14 protein-coding genes and 2 pseudogenes are annotated in these 26,318 nt (G+C 44.1%); 6 read left to right on the top strand and 10 right to left on the bottom strand.

What is annotated here, in order from left to right:
* Positions 1-32: 32 nt before the first annotated feature.
* Both AC787_RS03950 and AC787_RS03945 read right to left on the bottom strand, forming a co-directional pair.
* The gene (locus tag AC787_RS03950; protein WP_054023600.1) at positions 33-923 is read right to left on the bottom strand and encodes a carbohydrate ABC transporter permease; all 891 of its coding nucleotides are present in this window, start codon (positions 921-923) and stop codon (positions 33-35) included.
* Between the two features lie 37 nt (positions 924-960).
* Complete coding sequence (locus tag AC787_RS03945) at positions 961-1,878, bottom strand: ABC transporter permease (protein ID WP_082360930.1); 918 nt, start codon at positions 1,876-1,878, stop codon at positions 961-963.
* 287 nt (positions 1,879-2,165) lie between these two features.
* Here AC787_RS03945 and AC787_RS03940 point away from each other — a divergent pair, with 287 nt between their 5' ends.
* Complete coding sequence (locus tag AC787_RS03940; RefSeq protein WP_063847484.1) at positions 2,166-3,068, top strand: alkaline phosphatase family protein; 903 nt, start codon at positions 2,166-2,168, stop codon at positions 3,066-3,068.
* Positions 3,061-4,029: a metallophosphoesterase family protein gene (locus AC787_RS03935; protein WP_054023599.1), complete on the top strand. Its 969-nt coding sequence runs from the start codon at positions 3,061-3,063 to the stop codon at positions 4,027-4,029. The genes AC787_RS03940 and AC787_RS03935 overlap by 8 nt, the downstream gene beginning before the upstream one ends.
* Positions 4,030-4,224: 195 nt before the next feature.
* Here the strand turns inward: AC787_RS03935 and AC787_RS35280 are convergent.
* A pseudogene (locus tag AC787_RS35280) lies at positions 4,225-4,351 on the bottom strand (IS3 family transposase); the annotation flags it as partial.
* 172 nt (positions 4,352-4,523) lie between these two features.
* Between AC787_RS35280 and AC787_RS03930 the strand changes: the two are divergent.
* From AC787_RS03930 to AC787_RS03920, 3 genes are read left to right on the top strand one after another with little or no spacing between them, the layout of a single operon-like run.
* Positions 4,524-5,939, top strand: a complete 1,416-nt coding sequence (locus AC787_RS03930; RefSeq protein ID WP_054023598.1) for a spore germination protein — start codon at positions 4,524-4,526, stop codon at positions 5,937-5,939.
* A 12-nt stretch (positions 5,940-5,951) separates the two neighbouring features.
* Positions 5,952-7,022 carry a GerAB/ArcD/ProY family transporter gene (locus AC787_RS03925; protein ID WP_054023597.1) on the top strand — a complete coding sequence of 357 codons (1,071 nt, stop codon included), beginning with the start codon at positions 5,952-5,954 and terminating at the stop codon, positions 7,020-7,022.
* The gene (locus AC787_RS03920) at positions 7,019-8,134 is read left to right on the top strand and encodes a Ger(x)C family spore germination protein (protein WP_054023596.1); all 1,116 of its coding nucleotides are present in this window, start codon (positions 7,019-7,021) and stop codon (positions 8,132-8,134) included. Before AC787_RS03925 ends, AC787_RS03920 begins: the two co-directional genes overlap by 4 nt.
* Positions 8,135-8,370: 236 nt before the next feature.
* Here AC787_RS03920 and AC787_RS35150 read toward each other — a convergent pair.
* Positions 8,371-8,508 (bottom strand): annotated as a pseudogene (locus tag AC787_RS35150) (transcription elongation factor GreAB); the annotation flags it as partial.
* A 405-nt stretch (positions 8,509-8,913) separates the two neighbouring features.
* Here AC787_RS35150 and AC787_RS03910 point away from each other — a divergent pair.
* A complete protein-coding gene (locus AC787_RS03910; protein WP_054023594.1) occupies positions 8,914-11,073 on the top strand; it encodes a right-handed parallel beta-helix repeat-containing protein in 2,160 nt (719 codons plus the stop codon).
* A gap of 466 nt (positions 11,074-11,539) precedes the next feature.
* Here the strand turns inward: AC787_RS03910 and AC787_RS03905 are convergent, their stop codons facing one another.
* The 6 genes from AC787_RS03905 to AC787_RS03880 all read right to left on the bottom strand — a co-directional run bounded on the left by AC787_RS03905 (position 11,540) and on the right by AC787_RS03880 (position 26,287).
* Positions 11,540-15,190 (bottom strand): LamG-like jellyroll fold domain-containing protein, encoded by a 3,651-nt coding sequence (locus tag AC787_RS03905; protein WP_054023593.1) that lies wholly within the window; start codon positions 15,188-15,190, stop codon positions 11,540-11,542.
* A 186-nt stretch (positions 15,191-15,376) separates the two neighbouring features.
* Positions 15,377-15,742 (bottom strand): glycosyl hydrolase family 95 catalytic domain-containing protein, encoded by a 366-nt coding sequence (locus tag AC787_RS03900; RefSeq protein WP_054023592.1) that lies wholly within the window; start codon positions 15,740-15,742, stop codon positions 15,377-15,379.
* 397 nt (positions 15,743-16,139) lie between these two features.
* Positions 16,140-21,875, bottom strand: coding sequence for a polysaccharide lyase family 8 super-sandwich domain-containing protein (locus AC787_RS03895; RefSeq protein WP_054023591.1), 5,736 nt, complete (start codon positions 21,873-21,875; stop codon positions 16,140-16,142).
* A gap of 54 nt (positions 21,876-21,929) precedes the next feature.
* Positions 21,930-23,177 carry an alpha-L-fucosidase gene (locus tag AC787_RS03890; protein ID WP_054023590.1) on the bottom strand — a complete coding sequence of 416 codons (1,248 nt, stop codon included), beginning with the start codon at positions 23,175-23,177 and terminating at the stop codon, positions 21,930-21,932.
* Positions 23,178-23,211: 34 nt separating this feature from the next.
* A complete protein-coding gene (locus AC787_RS03885; protein WP_054023589.1) occupies positions 23,212-24,603 on the bottom strand; it encodes a hypothetical protein in 1,392 nt (463 codons plus the stop codon).
* A gap of 88 nt (positions 24,604-24,691) precedes the next feature.
* Complete coding sequence (locus AC787_RS03880; protein WP_054023588.1) at positions 24,692-26,287, bottom strand: hypothetical protein; 1,596 nt, start codon at positions 26,285-26,287, stop codon at positions 24,692-24,694.
* Positions 26,288-26,318 lie beyond the last annotated feature (31 nt).

Here is a 26,318-nt window from a genome sequence, read left to right as displayed (position 1 = left end):
TTTGTTTTTATCGGAAACCTAGATGCGTATTCTTAACCTTTAACCGCACCGCTGGTGATACCGCTGATGTAGAATTTTTGAAAGAATGGATAAGCGACCAGGAGCGGCGCGACGCCGATAATGGCGAGTGCCATTCGAACACCTTCGGTTGGCATTTTGGAAAGAAGTTCGCCTACCTGACTGGATGTATCAGCCTTCATAATTAGAAACTGTACATTATTTAGCGTTTTGGTCATCAGGTACTGGATATTCATCAAATCTGGTTTATCGATAAACAGCATACAGTTGTACCAGTCATTCCAATAAGCTAACAAATTGAAGAGGGCGACTGTTGCCATAATTGGAGCTGAAAGCGGCACCACTAGCTTCATGAAGATAGTCAGCTCGCTCGCCCCGTCGATAGTGCCTGACTCAACGATAGATTCTGGTATCGTGTTGGCAAAAAAACTACGCATCAACAAAACGTTAAAGGCACTCAGTAACAGATTGGGTATAATCATGCCAAACAGTGTGTTTTTGAGCCCAATCATTGTCACATAGGTGATATACCAGGGCACCATACCTCCACTAAACAACATGGTGAAAAATAGAAGAAATGACATCGAGCGGCGCAGCGGCAAGTCTTTGCGTGATAACGGATAAGCGAAGAGCGCCGTTATAAACAAGCTGACCGTTGTTCCAATAAGAGTTACGAGAATGGTTACTCCATAAGATCTCGCAATCTGACCAAAGTCATTAAATAAGAACTGATAAGAGGCGAAATTAATTTTGCTTGGAAATAAGTTGTATCCGTTCTGGGCAATAGAACTCTCATCTGAAATGGAGACCATGAATACTAGAATGAACGGGAATAGTGACGCTATGCTGAAGAGCACAAAGAACAGATGAATAAGTGGAGATCGTAAACGTGATGTAACTGGCATCTGCTTGATGCCTCCTCTCATTATGAATTTTTATCGATTAGAATAACGCGTCATCCTTGCTGATTCGTCGAACTGCGAAGTTTGCCCCTAAGATCAAGAAGAAGCAGACAACAGATTGATAAATACCAGCGGCAGTCGACATTCCAATGTCCCCACGCTCAATCATTGCTCGGTAGACAAATGTATCGATCGTATTAGTAGTAGGCATTAACGGACCTGAGTTCATCGGCACTTGATAGAATAGACCGAAGTCCGAACGCATAATCGAACTGATCGCTAGCAGCGTCATGATGATAATCATTGGCGAGATGAGTGGCAAAGTAATTCGAGTCATCTGTTTCCACTTGTTAGCACCATCGATGGTTGCCGCTTCGTAAAATTCCTTATCAATACCGATAATGGCCGCAAAATAAATAATTGCCAAATACCCTACATTTTTCCACGCATTCACAATAACCAAAATATATGGCCAGTAATCCGGCTCATTGTACCAAGAGATCGACTCGGCGCTAAACCATTTGTCTAACTGTCTATTGATAAGTCCGCTATCTGTATTTAGAAAACTGTATACCAGATAAGCGACAACTACCATTGAAATGATATGTGGCAGCAAAAACGTGCTCTGGTAAAAACGGGTGATGACTTTATCTTTGATCTCGTTGACCAACAGTGCGACAAGAAGCGCAAAAGTGGTATTCACAACGATGAAAAATACGTTATACATAATCGTATTTCTCGTTATCAGAAAAGCATCGGGAGAACTGAACAAAAACTTAAAGTTGTACATTCCAGCCCAAGGACTACCCCAAATGCCATCTACATAGTTCAGTTCCTTAAAAGCTAAGATAACTCCGTACATAGGAATATAATTGTTTAAAATTAAGTACGCTAGCCCAGGGACCATCATAATGAGTAAAGCCCTGTATTTCTTTATCTTTTTTTTGAAAGTTCGCATTCGGCTACTCATAGTTGTGGATGTATCGTTTGATGCAAACGCCGTCATAAGGCTCACCCTTTCATGTTGTTGTTCTCTGTCTCTCATTATAGTGGGCCGTTAATCTAGTGAACTACTATAATAATGACATATCTTTATCACGCTAATGACTAGTTGTCACAGAGCTTGAATTAGGATATTGACGGTTATAGCGGGTACTCGTATGCTAAAAGCGTGAACTGGTCGTGCCGTTCCCTGTTAATGGAAGACACGTCCTTCACGAGAGATTTAATATGAGGGAGTGAAATATGATGATGCAAGCTAAGGCTGTACAGCGGGTATTTATTCTTGGAATGGATGGTGCGGGTAATTTCGTACAGCAAGCAGAAACACCGAATCTAGATGTTTGGCTTCCACGTGGATCCTACACCTTCGATGCAAAGGCAGAAATGCCGACGATCAGTGCAGAATGTTGGGGATCTGTGCTTCATGGGGTACAGCCTGACAAGCATAAATTAAATAATGAGAAGGCGGCAACACTATCCTATCCGAGTGATTCTCCCTTTCCTTCTCTCTTTCGACTAGTAAGAGAACAACAGCCAGAGGCTAAGCTTGCTTCCTTTAGCAGTTGGAGTCCGATTAACTCCGGTATTATTGAAGATAATCTCGGCGTACATAAAGTTTCTTTGCCGGATGCGGAGCTTGTCTCTTCTCTTCTCGTATACATTGAAGAGAATCAGGACGTTCGTCTGTTATTTCTACAACTGGATGAACCGGATGGCTCTGGACACCGTTATGGCTACGGAGATGATTGTCCGGAGTATTTAGCTGCGATAACTACTTGTGACGAACTAATCGGCAGTGTGTTAAAACGATTAGAGAAGTTAGGTCTTATGGAAGACAGCTTAGTTGTACTTCTCACTGACCATGGCGGAGGCGGAGATAACAAATACAGCCATGGCAGCGCCCATCCAATGGATCGTGACGTATTCTGGGGCTGTATCGGACCTGGGATTAATAGTGGACTTCTAAAAGGACCTGTATCTATTACAGATACAGCTGCAATTGCTGCACTTGCGCTAGGATTAACCTTGACTCAGCAATGGGATGCTCGCTTACCAGAGGGATTGCTTGATGACACATGGGCCTCCAAGAGCATCACTATCGTCGATAACAAAACAGCTGCCGCTGAGGAGTCCCACAATGGCTAAGTCGTTGCGGTTTCGAGAAGATGGGAGCTTCAAAATTGTGCAGTTCACAGATCCCGAATTTTCTTCAAACGAAGCGGAAGAACAAAGGATGGTAGCTATGATGCTATGTATCCTGAAAGACGAGCAGCCTGATCTGGTCGTCTACACAGGAGATGTCATCGCTTCAGCTGGTCACCCTAACCCGGTACTCGCATTTCGACGCGCTTGCTCAGTGCCTGAAAGCTTGAACATCCCTTGGGCTGCTGTGTTTGGCAACCACGATACGGAAGGAACAGTCACGCGGGAGCAGCTTCATGCGCTGCAGCTGACCTACCCACATAATTATGCTAAGCCTGACCCACCTGGCATTCATGGCTCCGGTAATTATGTCCTTACCGTAGAAGGTAAAGAGCGCGAAACGGCCGCAGCCCTTTATTTTCTGGATTCAGGCAGCTACTCTCCGCTGGAATATAGCAGAATGGGCTATTATGATTGGATTCGCCGTGATCAGATTGATTGGTACACTCGTGAGTCCTATCGACTTACCGGAAGCAATGGCGGAACGCCGCTGCCCTCCCTCGCCTTTTTTCACATACCGCTTCCAGAATACAACGATGTATGGGACTTCGGTGTCTGCTACGGAGAGCGTAATGCTCCTTTCTGCTGCGCGCCTTGGGTGAATTCCGGCTTCTTCGCAGCTATGATCGAGATGGGCGATGTCATGGGTACCTTTGCTGGCCATGACCACGGTCACGATTTCTGGGGCGATTGGCATGGCATCCGTCTTTGCTATGGACGGACGACCCGTAACGCATACCTGGATCGGCCCTTTTTAACAGGAGCGAGGGTCATTTCCTTGAAAGAAGGAGAAAGAAGCTTCGATACCTGGCTGCATTTAGAGGATGGAACGGTGCTGTCAGAGCAGCCTAAGCATGAGCCTGAGGGACGTACACCGGAGAATGTTGCTATTTACTTAACCTAAGCAGCACCGATTCGATAAGAAGCTATTTTATGTATTTATAGTCATTAACGAGAGTTGCAATTCATTTAAGGAATTACTGTTTTCTTCCGTCCGGCTGATGTTCGACTTGGTGGCCAATTCAACTGTTATTTATACAGATATTACTCCTTTAAAATGACCCAATAATGGTAGTCAGCTTATTTTATTTGGCGATCGTTAGGCATGAGTTCGGTACTGCACCGAACCCCTGCCTTTTAGTTTTGCTTTAATTAGCTTGTGAATGTAATAATCGATGTATGTAGAAGTGTTCTTGTTTAAAATGTTCGATACTTTCAAATTCCTTTAATGAAGTTCTTAGCTTATTACGCTAAGTTTTTTTCGCTGCTCTCCGTTAAGTGGGAAATAGATATACAAAAGGCGATCGGTAATCTTCCCGATCGTCTGTTTGATTTGGATGATTGTAGCAAAAGATGTGCATACTCAACCTAATTAGAGAACATTCAGGAGGGATTGAGATGGGGACACAACTTGATTCTTTGCTAATCTCCGTTGATTTGGAGACCAATATTCGCAACCTTACCCAGTCTTTCAATGCTCCTGCAGATATACATACCCGGGAATTCTTTTTGCATGGAATCAAAGGCTGTTTGCTTTATCATATTGCGTACACCGATCGGGATATCTTGCAATCCAATGTGCTAAAGCCTCTCCTTAAAGCGACTGAAAAACGTCTTGAAGATGTGCTTCCCATCTTGGATATCGAGCGCGTATACGAGTTGAAGGCGGCAGCTGCAGGGATGCTTAAAGGCAAATGCGCCATCCTTCTTGATCAAAGCACGGATATTCTGCTCGCGGATGTCAGCAGTAGAAACGAGGAAAGCGCCTCCGCACCTCAAAATGAACAAACGATCCGCGGCTCTCACGAGGGATTTGTTGATGATGTGGATTTTAATAAACAGTTGATACGTAGACGATTAAAAACGACCAACCTTGTTGAACGGAATTTCATAATAGGTGCTAAAAGCCCCCATAAAATTTCAATGATGTTTATTAACGATCTTGCCGATCCGAAAGTAGTAGACGAGATTGCAACCAAAATAGCTTCCATGTCCATTGATTTTGTTAAATCTGCAGGACAGATTACCGATTTATTGGAGAGCAGTGTATGGTCGTTATTCCCGCAAATGCTTTACTCCGAAAGAACCGACACCACAGTGTCCCATTTGATGGAAGGAAGAATCGCCGTGCTGGTAGATGGAAATGCATCCGCTATTATTCTCCCTGTAACGTACTTTATGTTTTTTCAGGTCTCGGATGATCTTATTCTGAGATGGTGGAATGGGACATTCCTACGTATTCTTCGGTTTTTTAGCGTGTGGATTACATTGATGCTGCCGTCCTTATATATTGTTATCGTATCGAATCACTTTGATATTCTTCCGATCGATTTGGTTTTTTCTTTGAAAGCATCGGTGGAAAATATTCCATTCACTCCGCTCGCTGAAGCACTGTTTATGATAATCGTGCTGGAGCTGCTTCGGGAAGCTGCCATTCGGCTTCCTAAGCCGATTGCCGCAACCTTGTCCATTGTAGGCGGTCTAGTCATCGGTAGGGAGGTTGTTAGTGCGAACTTAGTCTCCACGACGATGATCGTGGTCATTTCTCTTAATGCCGTCGCTTCCTTTAGTATACCTTCTAATGAAATGCGGATTGCGCTTCGGCTTATTAGCATACCCATCATGTTCACTTCTGCTTTATTCGGTTTGGCCGGACTCGCTTTTAGTTTCAGTCTATTGCTCATGCATTTAACTAAACTCGAAACGTATGGAGTCCCCTATTTTTATCCGCTCTCTCCCTTAAATCCAGCGCAGCTTTTGCCAGCACTTATTCAGCTGCCAAGACGGTTATTCGGCCGGAAGACATCCAAGTAGGAGGGTTTCATTATGTCACGGTTTCAATTATTCGGATTTATCCTGCAAACACAAATCGGGATCGGCCTTCTGGCTTTCCCATATGAATTGCATAATGCATCCGGAGTGGACGGCTGGATCTCGCTCCTTCTGGCCGGAGGGATTATACAGCTATTGCTGCTCGCTTACATTGCTCTTTGCGGACGGTTTCCAAACCGCAATCTATTCGAATTTGCCCCTCTTCTCCTCGGCAAATGGTTCGGAAATTTGGTCACGATCCTATATGTCGTTCATTTTGCATTAACATCCTGCTTCATTCTGCTATTGGAAATGGTATTAATCCAACGATGGATTCTGCCCTACTCGAATCTTTGGCTAATTATGGTTGCAAATGGGGTCATCCTTATCTATTTTGCCAAGGAAAATATTCGGATCATTGCCCGTTACCACACGATGATTTCATTTATCCTCATATCAATGATGGCTCTTCTTTTTATTGGTCTTGATAACTTAGATTACCGGTATATGCTTCCTATCGGTGAGCAGGGCTGGCAGGCTTTAATTGCGGGCATTAAACTTTCTATATTCTCTTTTCTGGGATTCGAACTTTTTCTCGTTGTTAGTTCTGATGTAAAAACGAGCGGAAAAAGCTTGATCGCTCCCATGTTATGGGCAAATGGGGTGGCATATTTCATATATCTCATTGTCGTACTCATATGTTTCCTCAATTTTAGTCCTGAAGCCATTAGTCATGTCCCAGAGCCAGTCCCCTTTTACCTAAACGGTATTTCACTGCCTTTTGTGGAACGATTAGATCTGATTTTTCTATCCATATGGCTAGTGAAGGTAACGGCATCGTTAACGAGCTATGTCTACGCCACGGGCAAAGGTGTGGGCTACTTGTTTCATCGCAATAAGCATCAAAAAGCGATCTATTACGTGGTTCCCCTGATCTGTCTATCCGGATTGTTTTATAAATCGGAATCGGGCATTGAATACCTTACTAAATTAATTAAAATGGAATGCTATGTTGTGTTAGGTTTGCCGGTTGTACTTTTACTACTGGCTTGGTTGACCGGCAGACGGGAGGAACAGCCTGCATGAAGCGATTCATTCTTATTGGGCTAATGGCTGTTATGGTTCTACCGGGTTGCAATCATCGCAATGATTTGAAAAACTTACAACTCATCTATGCAACAGCGCTCGACTTGAATGAAAATAATGAAATTGTGACAACGGTATCGATTCAATCACCAGTCGGTAAGCAGAAAACCTCTCCGACGCAAGAGGTTGTTTCAGCTTCTAGCCCTACAATGGAAAAATCTATATATAAAAAAATCGCCATGCAGTTAGCAGGTCCGTTGAGCTCATCCAAAAATCAAGTCATGTTGATTAGCGAGAAGCTTGCGCGAAGAGATCTGGCCGCTCTTCTGGATTCTGCATTCCGCAATTCTTCTGATACCATGCTTGCATTAGTGGCGATTGTGCCTGGGAAGGCCAATGATCTGATTAGTCTCAAGCGAAGCGGTACGGACACAACAGGTGAATATTTAAGGAAAATTATTATAAGCTCCCGTGATGAAACAGTGATTCCACACGTGACCTTACATACCATTTACCCCGTTTTTTACGATCTGGGACGCGATTCTTTCATTCCGATTATTAAAAAGGTTGGCGAGAGTGCAGAAGTTGATGGCGTGGCCCTGATGCATGATCGAAAGTATACAGGTTTTTCCTTGAACGCGGATCAAACCACCTTATTACTCTTATTAAGCGGAGAACGTGGTGAACTATGCGAGATTATCCGAAAAGTCGAGGAAGAGCATTCTAAACAGGATCCTTCTCAATATATTTCCGTTAACATCGTTGGAATGAAGCGAACCAAACGCGTCTGGATAGACTCGGAAGGGAAGGTTAACGTCCGACTGCATCTCAAGTTGAAAGCTACTATTATTGAATATGGGAAAGATCACTTGACTGACAAACGGATAATTGATCAATTGAACAAGCGTTTATCGGAAATGTTAACCACTGAGACAGAGCAGATTACGAAGATTCTTCGACAATCGCATTCGGATGTGCTAGGGATTGGCCGTGATTTGATCGCTTTTCACCCCAAGTACTGGAAAAACATCGATTGGGAAACCGTCTACCCGAAGACTAATTTTCAAACTTCTATAGAAGTGAAAATTATTTCTAAAGGGATTACGAATTGATTTGGGTGAAGAAGGCCGTCAGAGTAACCTTCTCCTTCGTGTTGGCAATATCGACAAGCTCAGCGGCTTGTGTGGGAGCTATCGTGTCCATGAACTCCGTCGCCACAAAAGTAAATAAACCCCCGACGATAACAAATGCGATAGACGCGCCGCTTTCAAATCGAGTAGGAGGAGGCGCTTCTCACACCACCATACATGCGGGTCCGCATACGGCGATTTCTAAAAGGTTAACAAAGCTACAAATAACGAGAAAGCAGACTTTTCAGCCCTTTCGCTTCCCAGTAGGAAGTTGGAAGGGCGTTGTTTGTGTTTCGAGACATTTCCCACGCTCCTCTCCTGGAATTAGCCATGACAAAGCAAGCCCATTCCGGGACACATTGGAAAAAATCGAATAACATCTCATACAGAATTATCACGTTAATGCTATATAAATTACTACTGTAATAAATGAAATACACTCTACTTTTCCCCCTGTACAATGCCAAAACCACTGTATGCACTGCCTTGCGGATGAGCAATAAAAAATCTGTGTCTACTTTCTTGACCTAATACCATTTCACAAACGGAACCATTGGTAAACTGTAAATTTAATTGAATTGTACAGTTTATTCTCATTTTTACAGTATTACACTCTCTACAACTATGCCATGATTAAATTATCCGGACAAAAGGGGGAATTTTATGCCGCTGGATCGAGATTAAAGTTGGCAGCGTTTTCAATCAACTCGAATGCGGATTTATTTCGAAACCAAGGTACATAGAAGGAGGAAAGAATAATCATGAATAGAAAGATTAACAAGATCATTATCTGGATGGTTTGTTTTACGATTTATCTCTTGACGTTGGTTCCCGGCGTATTTGCAGAAAAGAATGTGAGGGATAAGGAAATGACTTTTATTGTCGCATCTAACGGAAACGATGACAACCCAGGAACGGAAGAAGCTCCTTTTCGAACATTGGAAGCGGCAAGAGACGCAATTCGTCAGCTGAGGAGCGGTTCCGGCTTGCCGAAAGGGGGCGTCAAAGTTTATATTCGTGGCGGCGAATACAATATTGACAAAACGTTTTTGCTAGAAACACAGGATAGCGGGGAGCCGGGAAAACCGATCGTGTATTCCGCTTTTCCGGGCGAAAAGGTACAGTTGATGGGCGGTGCCAATCTTCCTGCAAATTTGTTTGCTCCGGTAACGGATGAAGGAATACGGCAACGATTGCCGGCCGAATCGCGTGATGCGATCGTCCAGCTGCATTTGCCGGATCTCGGGATAACCGAGTACGGACAGATCCGCCAAGGCGGCTTCGGACCATTCAAAAACATCGTCAATCCTGAATTGTTTTTTAACCAGCAATCGATGCAGCTTTCCAGATATCCAAACTCCGATTACGTTAAAGTCGGTAATGTGACTGTTCTTGGCGGAAACCCGCGCAACTTCGCGCCGGACACACCAGGAGGAAGCGATGCCAAGGTTCAGGAAGAATTCCTAAAAGGGCATACGTTCGTTCATAGCGATCCGCGTGTGAACAACTGGATGAATACCGGCGATATATGGCTTGCCGGCTATTTTTACTGGGATTGGGCAGACGGCAACCTGAACGTCTCCAACATCAACAAAACGAATCAAACCATCTCCACGAAGACGGCGAGTTATTACGGTATCCGCGCCGGACAGCGATTCTATTATTATAATATTTTGGAAGAAATCGATCAGCCTGGCGAATGGTATTTGGACCGGACAACGGGAATTTTGTATCTCTACCCGCCATCGGATGTCCAGCAGGCGAAGATTGTCCTATCCTTATTGGATGAACCGTTAATCAAGCTGCAGGGTGCTTCATATATTAAGCTTGAAAAATTGGAATTGGGCTATACACGCAGTTCTGCAATTGAAATGGTTGGCGGTACCGACAATTTGATCGCAGGCAGCACGATTGTTCAAACCGGCGGATTTGCCGTTGTCATCGACGGCGGCACCAATAACGGGGTCATCAGTTCCACGATATCCGACACCGGTATCGGCGGGATTTCCCTGGCCGGAGGCGACCGGATCAGCTTGACTCCAGGGAACAATTATGCAGTTAACAACGAAATCTTCCGTTTTAGCCGTCTCAAAAAAACGTACAGTCCGGCTGTACAATTATCTGGGGTTGGTAACAAGGTCGCAAACAACTACATACATGACGCCCCGCATCTGGCAATATCGTTTGGCGGCAATAACCACCTGATCGAACGAAATGAAATTTACAACGTTCTTACCGAGACAGGAGACGCTGGAGCCATTTATACGGGACGCGATTGGACCGCGCAAGGGAACGTGATCCGTTACAATTATTTGCATAAGCTGAAAAACGACTCGGCCAAAGACCAAGTCGGGGTCTATTTGGACGACATGGCGAGCGGGACGACCGTATACGCCAACCTGTTCGATCAAGTATACCGGCCCATCCTTGTCGGGGGCGGAAGGAATAATGTCATCGATCACAATATTATTCTAAACTCGGTGCGTTCCATCTGGGCAGATGAACGCGGTTTGAACTGGGCCCACTATCATGCGAAGCCCGGCGGAGCACTAATGGTAAGTCTCCTTAAGATCCCTTATCAGACACCACCATGGAGCACATCGTACCCGCATTTAGTCAATATTTTGGAGGATCAACCGGCCACACCCAAATATAATGAAATCACGAACAACTTAATTTACAACACGACCATAAATTTGGAAATCGCGCCGACCGTGACGACATACGGCAAGATTGAAAAGAACTACTTTATCCTGAATGGACAAAGCTTACCGGAGGATGCCGACAAACATTTGTTCTCCGAAACGGTTAAAGTGTTTGCAACCGGCAAAGTCGGACTGTATCCGGACAAGTATCGCAAGCACGTAGAAAACAACAACAACCATTCACTCGTCAAATTGATGAAAGATTTGAAGCCTTAACGGAAACAACGCCACACATAAAACTTCAACAAAAATGAAAAAGCCCTTGCCTCTGCAGCTGGACAGAGGTAAGGGCACTTGCTCTTGCTCAGGGAATCCACGAATAGCAGGATCGAGGTCTGTTCTTACTCCATCGGATCTTCTGTTATCTCAAACCGAATTTCGCATTGAATATCCGGCTTCGGAATTTTAAGATGCAGCAGCAGTCGGTAAAATCTATTTTCGGAATGCGACCAAAGCATAAATCGGGTACCATCCAGCCAATTGGCAGGTATATCTTTCATTACCGCAATAGTTTGGAAACTTGATCTTGTTTACAGCTGTTAGGGAGCAATTTTGTCACGCGGGAGAATCGAATAACAAGATTGTCTTGTGCTCTGCTCAGTATCGCACTTCCTGCAATTCGCCATCTTCTCTCGATGAATCGGGTTACTTCCTTAGTCAGCATTGAGCCTTCTCGAAAGATTTAAAATCCATATTTACTTAACAGATATGCATCTATACTTTGCCGATCTGCATCAGATAGAGCTGAATTGTACACGAACACTTCAGCGATATCGCCGTTTATTGTATTGACATTATTTAACCCTAAACTAAAACCTGTCCATGATGCAGGGTTACTTAATCTCTTAGAGGCAAGTTGTGTTCCATTTTTAAATAATTTAGCGGATCCACTATTAAATACATAAGCAAACTTAGACCAATTATTTGCTACCAGCGTGTTTGCCCCAGGTCCATCTGTTGGCGTAATTCTGGAGCTCGTACTCGTTCCAGTATAGACTTGGCCTGTTGAAGTGGATTGAAATACAAATTGTCCCCATCCGCCGGTTGCTTGGATGGTCTGGTTATAATTCGTCACAGCTTGCGGTCTCAGCACAAATATGACTGTATTGGTATTCATATTACCTGTAACTCCCGAAGATAGGAGACTATCATTTGCCCCATCGAAACGAATAACTGGATTCCCGTTTATAACATTATTAACAAAGGTTGGCTGATACACAGCCGTGTTTTGAATCGCGTTGTTGGTATTACCAGACTGATCGGCCCAAGCACTGACCTTACCGTTGACGTCGGTTGAAATACCTGCATCAGCACTAAGCCATAGCTTGAGGTTTGCACTCGCAGGTGGCGTGAATGGTGTTGGTTTTGGTAATTCAGACTGAACACTTATGTCATCGAAATAAACAGGACCCGTCTCACCACTCCCCCAATAGTCCCCTAATCGAATGACGTTAAAACCCGTTTGAGCCGTGGAAGTTGTAACATGTATTCCATCTAAATATAATTTAACATCCGTGCCAGAACGGTAGTCGAAAGCTAAACTATGCCATCCTGTTGTTCGATCGATAGTGGTCGGGGTGTTCGAACTGCCAACGCGGTAAACATAATAATCCGTTGTTGTAAGGGTATCTACACCCATGCCGACTGGGGTGGATGACGTGCCTTTATCGACAAAAGCCGATGTTCTCAAAGTGTTATCGTCTGCATTATCGTAAAACCACACAACGCCGACTTGATTAGTCGTTGCACCCATCGAATGTTGGATGACATCTATGTCTTGATTTACTTCGTAGCTATTGCTGCCCCCATGCTGTACATAAGTGCTCGTACTTGCAGTACCGCTAACGGTTGTCCAGTTGCTGAAGCCGAGTTCAAATCCGTCAGTGAAGACTGGAGAGGTTGGTGGTTGAAGAACATCTGTAATACTGACATCGTCAAAATATACAGGCCCCGTAGTTCCATTCCCCCACCAATCCCCAAAGTTAATGGTATTGAAGTTGGTCACACCGGTTGGCGAAGAAACCAGTATCCTATCGATATATAAATCGACTTTAGTGCCCGATCTATAGTCCCATGTGAACTCGTGCCATCCCGTTGTCCTTTCTTTCTGAGTTATTGTGTAGGTATCATCAACACGTACGACATAATTTTGCAGCGATGTTGGAGTGTTCACACCAATAGCTCTATAACCCGATGATGTTACGTTGGCAAGTGTTTGCATAGATAGATCGGAACTATCATCATAAAACCAAAGAGATACCACTTTATTATAGTTAGACTCGAATTTTTGCCTAATCACATCCGTGTCATCATCTAATACATAACTGTAACTGCCTGAATGTGCTTTAGTTGTACTTATTGCTGCATTGCCAGCCTCTGGAACCCAATTCATTAGACCGTTCTCGAATCCTTCAAACTCGTATATGGATTGATATCTACTAAGTGGTGCAGGTCCATCTCCTCCATCTACTCCAGCGTTATCTATAATCGCTTGTGCAGTAGTATCCCAAGCATTGTTGTCTACTGCATAATTATTTGCTACAACGTTGGTTCCACCTGTTTTCCTTGTTGACATCCCCGACGAATAATAATTATAGAAAGCATCATTATAGTGTGAATTTAAAAAGTCAGGTGTGTATCCAGAATTGGTCATGTACCAAGTAGAATTAACAGAGTTCAAATTACTAGTTACATTGTTGGTTGTATAAAAACCCTCACTTCCATTGTCAAGATAGATATAAGCATTGCTATTTTTTTGTCCATACATGTAGTTATTGTAGATTTGAGACCCTTGCTGAATGCCAAGTGTATAGATGGCTCCACCATCTTTCTTTACTTTCAAATAATCGTGTATAAGGTTATGACTGATCCTATTATTTTTGGCAATTGTTGGCCCAAATTGGTCAACGGCTCCCCACCCAAATCCGATAGAAATTCCGGTATATGGCAAATTGTACAAGGTATTATGTGTTATAACTGTACCTTCTGTGAACCCAACAAAAATACCAACGTTATCAGCGTACTCCACACCTATATTGGTTATCATATTATGTGAAACCATGTTATCTTTCACAATATACCTTGGATCTGTTGGGTGATGATCGATATCAGGATGAACCCCGCCAATGTTAATACCATTTCCAGAAAGGTCCGAAAAGTAATTATGATCAATCTTATTGTTCTGACTGCCTTTATCCATATTGAGGCCTGCATTCCCCATGTGTGTAAACGTACAATTCTGTACGGTAACATTCTTTGCAGAACTAAATGTCACTCCTGCAGGTGTTACAAATTTGTGATTGTTAGCATCTACTTGACTAAACACAACAACTCCTGCTTGATTATCCGGGTAGCTGTAATCCCCGTTAGGCATTAACCATGTATTGTAAGAAAACGTAATACCATCTAAAGTGATATGTTCAACCGGGTTATCTACGGTTCCAGCACCGGAAACTAATGTTTCGAGGGTTGCAGCGACGATAGACGAAGAAGCCATGTTCTCCCCAGTACGAGGCTTATAATACAGATATCCAGAAGTACGATCCAGATACCATTCTCCATCTGAATCTAATAATTCATAAGCATTCTCAACCCAAGCGGCGCTAGTTGGTTTTCTACTATCTTTTATAGCATTAAACCCAAGTGGTTTGGCTGTTATGGATGTACCACTAATAGAGCTGACTCCGAAGCGAAAACGCTCCCAATCATTTTCGGAAACAATTTCAATATTGCTGACATTCCCCCAAGCTTCCATATTCGAGTAAAATCCAGTTGATGGCGTTGTATATCCAATAGTTCTTGTTACAGGTGGTGTTCCAGTAGTTTCAGTTGCTATATTAATTCCCGGATTGTCTTCCCCCCTTGCCCGGACAGCTCTAACACCATCCACATACAGTTGTCTTGTATCCAAGGAAGTACCCACATTTGCTTTATAAATAGTGTTGCCTGCATCATGGAGGGTCCACTCTGTAACTGTAGTTCCACCACTTATGATAGGCGTACTACCGGTATTAGCTTTGTATATGACATTAAATCCGCTCGTACCAGAATCCTGGGAGGTGAAGATTAAGGTAGAAGTCAAATTGTAGGTTCCCCCCATTAGAATGACTTCAATATCTCCTGTCATATTGCTATTAATAGCTCTTACAGCCGTTTGTGCCTTTTCTATGGTCTGAAAAGGTTGTGATTGGGTACCTGGATTCGTGTCATTTCCAGTAGGCGAGACATAAAATGTCGATAGTACCGAAGCGGAAACCGGCATAGGGACAATGACTGAAGTGAACATACACATGAATATAAACACGGGCATACAAGTTAGAAAAAATTTTCTCATGTATTACCTCTCCTTTAAATATGATGAAAGCGATACCAAATATTTGAAACGATAGATATCTATCTAACAACCTCACCTCCCTCTAACACAATGACTTATGTCCGACACGAGTCCCATTGCTCGTATCGGGCTATTTTTCGTCTCAATGTGCAGGGAACGTCAAACAGGTTACAGTGCTGCTTTCAATCAAGAAATCATTGTTATTAGTAAGGTAGATCCTTTGGCGGTGGGAAAACGAATTAACCTCTCGTCGAGATAAATAGGGGCAACCAAAGACGTACGTCCCGTTGCCCACACATTGGTTAAAGCATGCGCAACAAAACCGTTTGCTCCGTAAACTGTTTTGGCCGTTTTACGCCCATTGATTTGCAATCGCTCCAAGAAATCAAACAACGGCTCGTGGCACTCTGACAGATTGCAGGACTCAGCAATCCAGTAATTCATTTGCAGTTTAATATTAAGATGATAATCCGATTCCCATGGCGGAGAAAAACTCTCATTCCAAATCCTTTGCAGGTTGGTCGGCAAACAGCCCGGTCTCGAGCTGGCCATGAGCAAATAGCGGCATTATTGGAAGAATAACGCCTCCAAACCGAGATCCTTCTCGCCTAACTACACGCGCTTCAATCCTTCGTTTGTAGGCATTTGTGATAACATATCCACGTCTTCATCTGTAAGCTCCAACTCTACTCTGTCGAATAAAGCCCGGTGGTCTCTAAGCCATAGTTTAAGGTTCGAACTTGCAGAAGCTACATATGGAGTCACTTGCACTTCAGTCAATGACAGAATGTTGGAGCCGGGACAATGTTGCATCGGCAGGAGCACTGCAACCGTATGCTGTTGTAAAGGTAAAGGCAACGCCGGAATCTACATCAATCGCATTGAAGCATACCTTCGTATCCTTGTTGACCCATGCCTGCTGCGCATCATCCGTTGTAATCCGGAGGCGTCAAGTCTGCTGATTCACTGCCCCATACAATCTAAGTTCAGCCATATTACCGAACCATCCACTCGGATTGTAAATACGGATATAACGGTACGGCCCGGAGCCACTAATCGCCAATTTTTGCCACTCCGCTGTAGACACCGCTGCATTCGAGAGAGTCGTCCAATTCGCGTTATCGTTGGATCCCTGGACCACTGTTCCATTAATTCTGGTATATAAATTTTGGTCTTGTCTTCCCAGCAGCTCTACACTCGAAAGCGTGGCTTGATTGCCTTCCTTAAAATCAAAGGTAATATAGCTTCCCGATCCGCCGCCGTTTAAGCGGAAATCGGAATTCGTACTTGAATTATAATCGAATAAAAAATTCACCTGTTTCAATGTTTCTGCTGCAGTTCTTCCTGAAGTAGAATCGACTAAATTGGCGATATTCGACACATTACGAATCAAATCCGACTCGTCGGCAAGGTACAGAGTGGCGTCAGCTGCTGTAGAAACCGCCGGGTATCCATCCGTTCCATCTTGTAGCTTGTAATTAATAGCGTATGTTACCGGTCCTGTTGCTACATTCGGATTCAAGGTCGCCACTGCGGTCCAGTTGATATAGTCTTGCGTGCTAACTGTTGCGTCTTGGCCTTGAATCGCAACCTTGACGTTATTAATAGCTTCTCTTGCATTGAAGGTTAATTTTACCGTGTTGCCTGGAATAATCCTGTTTTTGACGTTTTGAATTGAACGCATCGAAGCCGATGCGATTTTGTTGTGGAATGTAACAATGCCATGAAATCTCAGCTCAGCCATATTGCCAAACCATGCATTCGGATTGTACATACGGATATAACGGTACGGTTCGGAGCCGCTAATCGTCAATGTTTGCCACGCCGCTGTAGACACCGCTGCATTCGAGAGAGTCGTCCAATTCGCGTTATCGTTGGATCCCTGGACCACTGTACCATTAATTCTGGTAGATAAATTTTGGTCTTGTCTTCCCAGCAGCTCTACACTCGAAAGCGTGACTTGATTGCCATCCTTAAAGTCAAAGGTAATATAGCTTCCCGCTCCGGAACCGTTCAGACGGAAATCGGAATTCGTGCTTGCATTGTTGTCGAATAGATAAGTCACTTGTTGCACGGTTTGTGCTGCAGTTCTTCCTGAAGTGGAATCAATTAGATTACTGAGATAAAGCGGTGCTGTAATTGTATCAAGTGTACTGATGGTTTGTCCGCTAATCGTAATCGTTGCGGAGCCTTTTACACCGCTGCCGTCAACGGCTGTTACAACCACCGTCACTATCCCGTCTTTTGAAGCTGTCAGCAATCCATTGGAATCGATCACTGCTTTATCTGTCGCTGTTGTACCATCTTCTTCGTAGACGCTCCATGTGATACTTTGGTCCACGCCTGCAGGCAGAACATTAGCCTGCATTTGCAGCGAACCATTCTTGGCAGAGATCGCATTCGCGCCTCCTGCTCCATTTACAGAGATCGAAGTAGCCAGAGAATATTTGGTTTTCAAGTATGCTTCTACACGTTGCCTATCGGAATCCAATAAGGCGGTATTGTAAACAAGCACCTCCGCGATATCTCCGTCTATCGTGCTGCTATTATTTACACCTAGCTTAAATCCAGTCCATGGTTCAGCTAAATATAAAAACTTATAAGCAAGCTGATTTCCATTCTTGTATAATTTCGTTGATGCGTTGTTAGTTACATACGAAATAGTAAGCCAATTATTCGGGACTAACGTATTAGCACCAGGGCCGTCTTCAGGAATCATCCTCGAACTCAATCTAGGTCCGGTAAATATACTCCCATTGGCTGATGTAGTAAATGAATATTGTCCCCATCCGCCTGCTGCACCAATGGTCTGGTTAAAACCCTTCACAGTCTTAGGTTTAAGCACAAATATCACTGTAAATGAATCCATATTCCCCGTAACACCACTGGATAACAGATTGTCATCTACACCATCAAACCTGATGACCGGGTTGCCATTAAATCCATTGCTTACTAAGGTCGGCTGATACCCGGCAGTTGCTTGAGCCGCATTGTTGGCACTTCTTGATTGATCTGCCCATGCACTTACTTTGCCATTCCCATCACTTGTCACTCCCGCATCCGCTCGAAGCCATAGTTTAAGGTTCGAACTTGCAGGAGGCTCATATGGAAACACTTGTACTTCAGCCAATGACAAATAGTTGGTGCCGGTTAGTTGAATTTTGACATATCTACCTTTTACCCCTATTGCATTTACTGTCGTACTTGGATTCGGATAGGTCGTCTGATGGTTGGTCCATACCGTATTTTGGTTTTGATCCAGTATAGAGACATTGTAATCGCCTAGTCGGTTCATACAACAAACATCGGTTCTATTGAATATTTTAATATTGCCAATACTTTGATTGCTTCCAAGATCAACCATCCACCATGGCTGGGCTTCATAAGTCGAATGCGTAACCGAACCGCCGTTAAAAGTACTGTTCGTATTTCCATCTACAGCAAGGCTTGCATGTTTGCCATAGAGTGTTGAGCTTTGCGTGGCAGTTTTGCCATTAGCTAGATTTATAGGACCTGTAACCGCTGCGCTCAGTTCGTTCGAATTGGCACTTACCCCCACAGCGCTGTAGGTAGATATAACAAAATAATAATTGCCGGATATCAAGTCCGTGAAGGTGTAGTCAGCACTGATATACGGTACGGTGATCGTATAATTGTAGTTTCCAGGCGTTGTGCCGTACTTAATCTTATAACCCGTTGCGTTGCCGTAATTGGACCAGTTCAACGTCACTTGTCCGTACTCTGATGTTGCAAGGTTTAACGTAGGTGTGGCAGGCAATGCCGGAGCTCCAAACTTAAATTTGGCATTGAACGTTTTTCCGTGTGATCCGTTTACATTCACCGTCATTTTAATTGTTGGACTCAACTGGGTTACCTGGATTCCCGGGTCCAGCTTGATGATGCCTGTAGCGCTCTTATTAATCTCAATGTTGATTGTTCCTGTATTGGCCTGCGTCGGGTCAGAAACCCCTACATCGATAGTACCTGTCGATTGCAACGTTGTGACCGATGCTTTTTTATCGCTTGTAAGGAAGCTCGATCCGTTAACGTTCACCGTCTTGGTGATATCGTTCCAAAAATTCGCTCCTACTGCGTTCAGAGACGTATCGTGCACAGCCTGCACATCCGTTGAATTTTCCAGGATGTTGATATCCGGATTGCTTGCATAGCTGGCCATATCCGCAGCGCTCTTATTCGGCAGCACTGCATAGGCATAGGATGCGTTCGTCGGGTTCGAGCCGTGTTCGAATGCAAGACTCATAAAATGATTCGTATACTGAGTGCTATTTCCAAATGATCCAATTTCGGACCACGCGCCCGTTCTTGACTCGCGCAACCCGTAAAGATTAGTCGTTCCTGGGAAATAGTAGCCGATATCGGATCCAGCCACATTCCCTTCCAGATGCGCCCAGTTCACGCCGCTCATCGTTTCCGACCATCCGAGCGCATTCGATTTGGTCGTTCCGTTTACCGTCAGCGCGTTGTTGCCGTTGCTATTCAGCATGCGGTTTTCGACAATCGTCTCCACATTGGCGTTGTTTGTATTCGTAATGCCTGCTCCAAGAGCGACGATGTTATCTCCGAACATAAACCACGATTTCTTCCCCTGCAGCGGGCTGCCCGTAACCTTGGTAAGGGAAAATTGCATGCCGGCCGTACTGTAAAGCCCCTCAACCGATGATCCCCCCGCCCAATTATAAGAGTTGAAATAAGGGTGAGATTGTTTCGGGTTCCCGCTCGTGCCATCTGTTGTCGTTCCCGGCAAACGGTAACTATTGACAGTCGGCCAGTAATTACTTGAATACTGAGTCAAATCATTGTTATACAGGTTGGTCATGCCAAGGCCGGTCCAATAGCCTTTAAGGTTCTCACCGTTCATAACTTCTGCAGCTGAGATACGATCCGAAAACAAGCTAAGTCCGAATCCAAAGCCTGGACGTCGATGAATTGCGCGATCCATACTTGCAAATACTTTGCTTTGGATCAACTCGCCGCCCGGCGTAATCAGAGAATCGTTCATTATCGATTTCAGAAGCGTAATATCAGAAATAGAGCCACTATAGGAGAAGGTGGTGTCTTCCTGAATCCATGCTTTAGCCATACTATTGAATAATGCCGCTTTATCCGGTGGCGCTGTTTGAGCCAAGCGTAGAATCGAAATGATTATCGCTTTGCCAGCCCCATGATCTCCCGATCCTGGTCTCGAAATCGCTCTCCCTCGTACCATGTCCATCGTGGCGCCTTTATACATCAGCGGTTGTACAGATTCCGTCACCAATTTATACATGTAATTGACATTGGGATCGGTAACTGTCCATGTTGAACCATGTAATAGATACAATATTTTAGACACACTATCTAATAAAACACTCCCGTAGCTTCCTGTATACGGAACAAAATTGTGGAAAACATATGAACCGTCCTTATAATATCCATCTCCTGCGGTAACATCTTTGAAAATCGCGCTGAGTGAATCCCGGGCAGCGCCGATTTTGGCACTGGACTTGCCGAGTACACCCCGAAGAGCTACAATTAATGCTCTATCCGCTCGGTTGGCCCCTGTAGATACATATCCCTCCCAAAGGGTCGGATCGGCTGCAAACCGGTCAAGTGCCCTAATATAATTGCTAACTTGCGTTGCCGTTAATTGATCATACATAAGAACCATGGTATTGGCCAATGTAAGAGGTGCACCAATCTCCAAATCCCAGGCGCTACACACAGCGCTGCTCACAGGCGGTATATTCTCATTATATTTATTCGTATATATCCAGTCCAAAGCGTTGATGATGTCAGTCTTTAACTCCTCGTTTTGATAGAGGGCGGAGCCTTTTGTGGCATAGGCATGCGCCAATCCTCTTAAACGTGAGAAATTTGAGAGTGGCGAACAATTGGCTGCTGTATCACTCCATAAATAGGTCCTGTCCGAAGCTGTATTCAGGGTATCCCAGAACCCCGAAATGACCAACTGCGGTTTAAAGGAAGCGCTTTCTTTACTGTTTAAAGAAATCGTCTTGTCTTCGTCTCCATCGGTGAATAGCATAAATGAAGCGGCGCCTTCCAATCTCTGACTACCAACAAAACCGGTTACATCAAATTCATAGTAGCCGGCCGTGTTGTTGACATAAACTGACGATAATACGGAGGATGCGGTAGTTGGAGCGTTATTCCAAGTAATCCCCGATTCGGTCCAGTCATTAGAGGTGCCTATTACTTTTACTGCAATACTCGTCGTATCCTGAATGTTGCTGCCGTATACTCTCAATGTGACTGAGCTTGCTGCCATAACAGTGGAGAGATCGAATTTGAGATACGTTTTTCTGCTGTTATCGGTAACTGTACTATCCTTGACGATCAACGAGGTGTCGCTTCCATAATTCGTATCACCGTACGAACCGTCTCCAACATAAGCATCAGCCGAAGGCTCTAATACATTATTGTATGAGACACCATAGGTGATGCCTGTAACTGTATTCGCAATATCCGGATCCGTAATAGGTGTATTGTAACGAGAGTTTCCGGTGAATAAGTCGAACCACTTCATCCGGAGCGTATCATATTCGTCAGCAGCGGCGAAAGCTTTCTCTGTGAATGCTTCCCTTGTAATAAAAGGTATGAAAAGACCCGTAAGCATCGTCATGAGAACAACAACACTGATCCTCTTTAGATTGTATTTGAGTGTCATCTTTGAACCACCTCTCAAATTAATAAATTCAGGAGCCAGCTTTGGATAGCATAATTAGTAGAGAACCTCCGCCACTCGCACCACATAATCCACCCCATAGGGATAACCTGTCGCTTGCAAGCAAAGCACGCCTTCCTCCAAATTTTGCACAAATGAAAGCTCTTCGCGGTTGTCAAGCCAGACGATCGACTGAATCGGCTGCTTCAACCCTTGAAATACTCTCGGACCAATTCCACTATTACCTACCGTAACATTGGCATGCCCATCTATCTTCAGATGATAGATAAAAAGAAATGTACGTTCGGCAGATGTCTCAAGCGCAAAATCATCCCCGCTCCCCGCAATGCCGCAGGGCATTCCATCGTATATGGCCTCTCCAAATACATCGACCCATTCACCAATGGTCTCTAGAATTGCCGACTGAAGCTTGGGTATCGCTCCACTCCCGGTGGGCCCTATATTAAGCAGATAGTTAGACCCTACCTTCCGGCTAGCGCATAGCGTCTCGATGAGCTCCTTGGGAGATTTTACATTGAAGTCAGATCGACCATAACCCCAGTGTCCGTTGATCGTCTGACACATCTCTGTAGTTACGTACTTGCTCATCCCTTCCCGGTTCAGCGGTGCCGGACATACTTGCTCGAAAGTAACACTATCTAGCTCAGGATGTCCAAGCTCTCCCTGATTGGATAAGCCGGTATTATTTATGATCATCGCATTTGGCTGATAACGTCGTATCATCCCATAAAGTGCATCCTCCTTCCAGTCCTCCCCCTTCCGGCTCCAGTTCCCATCAAACCATAAGCCGCCGATTTCCCCATAATTTTTGCACAATATCTCGACCGACTGCTGTAAATAATTCAGATAAGCGTCGAAATCCCCATTAAACGAGTCTTGGTACCAATCCAAAGTCGTATGATAAAAGAATGGTATAATCCCTTCTGCCCGACAGCCTTCCACAAATTCCGCAATCAGGTCACGCTTCGCTGCACTATGCGGTGCATCGTAATCATTAAGCCCCCTCGTATCATATAAAGAGAAGCCATCGTGGTGCCGCGTGGTCAACGTAATGTATTTCATCCCCGCCTTCCGGGCAAGCTTGGCAATCGCTCTTGCATCAAACTCCTCCACGGTGAAAGTATCCTGCAGCTTGCTATACTCTTCCTTAGGGATGCGATTAAGGTGCATCGCCCATTCCCCTTGTCCAAGCTGTGAGTAAAGCCCCCAGTGGATAAACATCCCGAAGCCCAGTCGCTCGAAGCGGCTTACATGTTGAGATGGAATTGGAAAATTTAAACTCATATCAAAATCCTCCTTCAAATTACAAAATATTGTATTATGTCCGGACCTTACTCAATCCACCTAGATCGGAGTTAGCGTGAATCCTGCCCGGGCCCGGGATCAAATTGGCAGTGAAATCGTCATCGATTGATACACTGGCGGTCGTATTTAATTGAATCTCTTTATTTTCCACACTGTTCACAACCAAATCCATTAAGCCTTTCTGGTTAAAAACGCATCCGACCAAGTTGATTCTGGTTTTATAATACTCTGTCATGGCCTTGTTTCCATGGAACGAGATACTATTATTTTTAAAGCTGGAATTTGTAATGGTTAACACATCAATCGGTGTATTAATCGAAGCGAAAGGAATCTTTTGATCATGCAGCACACGAATATTTTCGAATACCAGTTGCTCCTGGTGAGGGACTGGAGCACCAGGATAATACGAACGACTGTACTTGTCATTGTCAAAATGTACAGAAAAACCAATTCTCGCTTTATATAAGAAAATACTCCTGAACGTCACATTTCGAACCCCTGCGGTGTAGACCACATCATCTTGAACCACGGTCCAATTGATATCGTCAATGACCATAGAGCCACTCTGATGAACGGGCTGCGTATTCGATACGTAAGCCTTATTATCAGCGTCTGCTTTGACACGGTATAGACGGCCGCTCGAAACCACCGTATCCGACTTTTGTACAACCATTCCCGTCTCCCAGTCCTTCCAAGCTCCAGCTAAAATACGGCAAAAAAATCCCATTGCATCATTTTCCTTACTTCGAGCCAAGTCATGACAATTCTCAACAACACCATCCTCAATCCAGCCGAGTTCCGGATTTCCGACGTCGTAATCATGTGCGTTTAGCGCTACGGCATCGTCATAGGTTTGAAAGATTCCATTGCAAATATGAAAGCGTTTTCCCCTTCCGAGATGGACCCCGTCTTTGTCACCTTTGATCATGACATCATGAATTATGATGTCTTCAAATGTGCATATCTGTATGCCATACTGCATTTTACCTAAGTCCATGCAGCGAAAACGCTCAATTCTCACATCTTTAACATAGAAAAGAGCAAGTTGCCCATGCAAGCCAAAGACGTCATCAAACGTTCGAATATCCATCCCATTCACAACAATATGAAGATTCTCGATCGAGATCTGCTCGTCGTATGTTTTGGTTAGAGCCCCTTTGTTCAGGATGACATGAGAGTATGGGCCCTCCTCGTCTTCCTTTTGCACAAAAACATTATTTCCCATAATCAAAGTCGTATAACTTCCAATGTAAACGGTCCGTGCCAGCTTGTAAGTACCCGGACGACTTACCATGATCGTTCCGGACGCATCCAGAGCTTTTTGAAGAGCTATGGCGTTATCGATCCCCGTCGATTGAGGCGAGAATCCAAAATCAGCTGCATCGATAAATAGACTCATATTCATATCTCGTTCATCCTTTCAATCAGTCATTTTTTAAAAATAGCAGGCTCTATCTAAGTAGAGCCTGCTATTTACTTCACTACTTCTGCCACTACTTCAAGTAAAGACGATTGGCTGCCTCTGTTGCTTCATTGCCCCATTCTTTCTTCCATTGTTCGATAAATTTGTCGAAATCGGCAAGTGATTTGGAGCCAATGATTACTTCAGCAAACATCCGATGCCACTCCTCATACTTGGTCTTTCCTTTAACATCCAAATTCTCTCCCGATGGGGAAGTTAGAGGGCCATTCACTCGACTAATTGCCCAGTCATTATTTGCTTGAGAATAATAACCGGCAGGATCCTCAGCATGTTTCTCAAGATTATCCAAGTAGGTCTTATTTTTGGTTGTTTTTACCAAATCCCAGTTTACACCAGGTGATCCACTTGCGAAGAACCATCCAAAACCTTCCTTTACATTGCCGTCCGCATTGTTCAACTCTTTCTTGATAACAGGTATTCCATCAACGATATCATACGTTTTTCCTTGTATTCCGAAGTTTTTTAGCATGTAGATTTCTTCATCGTTAAACAATTTGTCAACGACACCCATTACGGCATGCAGCTTGTCCGGATCCTTCTCAAGCTCTTTGCTAAAGCTGACTCCTTGTTTGCCAACAAGCTCGTAAGCGTTAAGTGCTGGCTTAACACCATCCTTCCAATTAGGATATGGAGCCCATTGAATCTTGACCTTTGGATTTTTTGCAGCTAATTGATCGAACATGGATCCTGGGGTATAAGGTGCAGTAATAACATTGTCAAGCTTTGTGTATTGGAAGGAAACTGTATTCCCGTTAATCCATTCATTATTAAGTGCAGCTACATCCATGGTAATCCATTCGGGATTAATATAACCCGCCTTGTACCAACTAGATAGAAGCTCAAGTGCATCGCGCATTTCTGGAATAAAAGGTCCAAATACTAGCTGGTTGTCCTTTTTTTGCCACGAATCGTAGGATGTTCCGAAAGCAGCGATGAAAGTATAGAACGATTGGTAGATCAAGTCTTTGCCTCGAGCTGTAATGGGATATTTGTCAGGATATTTTTGTTTATATGCTTTAAGGAACACTTCCCAATCATTAAGCGTTTTGGGCAGCTGCAACCCAAACTCATCCAACAAGTCCTGACGGATGACAAGGCCATAGGGGTAAGTCAACTCTTTATTCCCCATTGAGATCGTTGCTAATTTTCCGTCAACAGAGAAACGATCCCACATTTCCTGTATATCGTAACCATATTCCTTATATTGTTTGGTCGCAGCCTCATACATAAGCGGCATGTATTTTTCCAGATCCTCTACCGTAAATTTCGCTGTCCCGTTCTTCTTTATTTCTTCTGATGTGATCCCAAAAACGTCCGGCAAATCGTTCGAGGCATAGTAAAGATTCAGCTTATCTTGGTAGCTGGTATCAGGGACTGCCGTAACCTCCAAATGATGTCCGAGCTTCTCTGAAATAGCCTTCATGGCCTCCGAGTCTGGATTCGGTTGGATGCGTGAAGAAAAGATTTTAATCGTATACTTTTTCGGATCTGCTGGCTTATTTGTTTCTTCAGTCTTTGAAGTATTTGTTCCTGAGCTGCAGCCGGCTAACAACCCCATGGCGACTATCATTGCCATTATTGCTGATACCACATTTTTTCTCTTCATTGTTTGACCCTCCTCTATTGATTTTATTATA

This window comes from Bacillus sp. FJAT-28004 (assembly GCF_001280845.1).
Lineage (GTDB): Bacteria > Bacillota > Bacilli > Paenibacillales > Paenibacillaceae > Pristimantibacillus.
Note: the sequence above shows the minus strand (reverse complement) of the source record. Positions and strands in the feature narration are given on the sequence as shown.

Bases quoted from the DNA above. Each gene is read 5' to 3' on its own strand.
- AC787_RS03890 (WP_054023590.1), bottom strand. From the start codon at position 23,177: ATGAGTTTAAATTTTCCAATTCCATCTCAACATGTAAGCCGCTTCGAG.
- AC787_RS03945 (WP_082360930.1), bottom strand. From the start codon at position 1,878: ATGCGAACTTTCAAAAAAAAGATAAAGAAATACAGGGCTTTACTCATT.
- AC787_RS03900 (WP_054023592.1), bottom strand. From the start codon at position 15,742: ATGGCCAGCTCGAGACCGGGCTGTTTGCCGACCAACCTGCAAAGGATT.
- AC787_RS03940 (WP_063847484.1), top strand. From the start codon at position 2,166: ATGATGATGCAAGCTAAGGCTGTACAGCGGGTATTTATTCTTGGAATG.
- AC787_RS03925 (WP_054023597.1), top strand. From the start codon at position 5,952: ATGTCACGGTTTCAATTATTCGGATTTATCCTGCAAACACAAATCGGG.
- AC787_RS03920 (WP_054023596.1), top strand. From the start codon at position 7,019: ATGAAGCGATTCATTCTTATTGGGCTAATGGCTGTTATGGTTCTACCG.
- AC787_RS03880 (WP_054023588.1), bottom strand. From the start codon at position 26,287: ATGAAGAGAAAAAATGTGGTATCAGCAATAATGGCAATGATAGTCGCC.
- AC787_RS03905 (WP_054023593.1), bottom strand. From the start codon at position 15,190: ATGAGAAAATTTTTTCTAACTTGTATGCCCGTGTTTATATTCATGTGT.
- AC787_RS03930 (WP_054023598.1), top strand. From the start codon at position 4,524: ATGGGGACACAACTTGATTCTTTGCTAATCTCCGTTGATTTGGAGACC.
- AC787_RS03885 (WP_054023589.1), bottom strand. From the start codon at position 24,603: ATGAATATGAGTCTATTTATCGATGCAGCTGATTTTGGATTCTCGCCT.
- AC787_RS03910 (WP_054023594.1), top strand. From the start codon at position 8,914: ATGAATAGAAAGATTAACAAGATCATTATCTGGATGGTTTGTTTTACG.
- AC787_RS03895 (WP_054023591.1), bottom strand. From the start codon at position 21,875: ATGACACTCAAATACAATCTAAAGAGGATCAGTGTTGTTGTTCTCATG.
- AC787_RS03950 (WP_054023600.1), bottom strand. From the start codon at position 923: ATGCCAGTTACATCACGTTTACGATCTCCACTTATTCATCTGTTCTTT.
- AC787_RS03935 (WP_054023599.1), top strand. From the start codon at position 3,061: ATGGCTAAGTCGTTGCGGTTTCGAGAAGATGGGAGCTTCAAAATTGTG.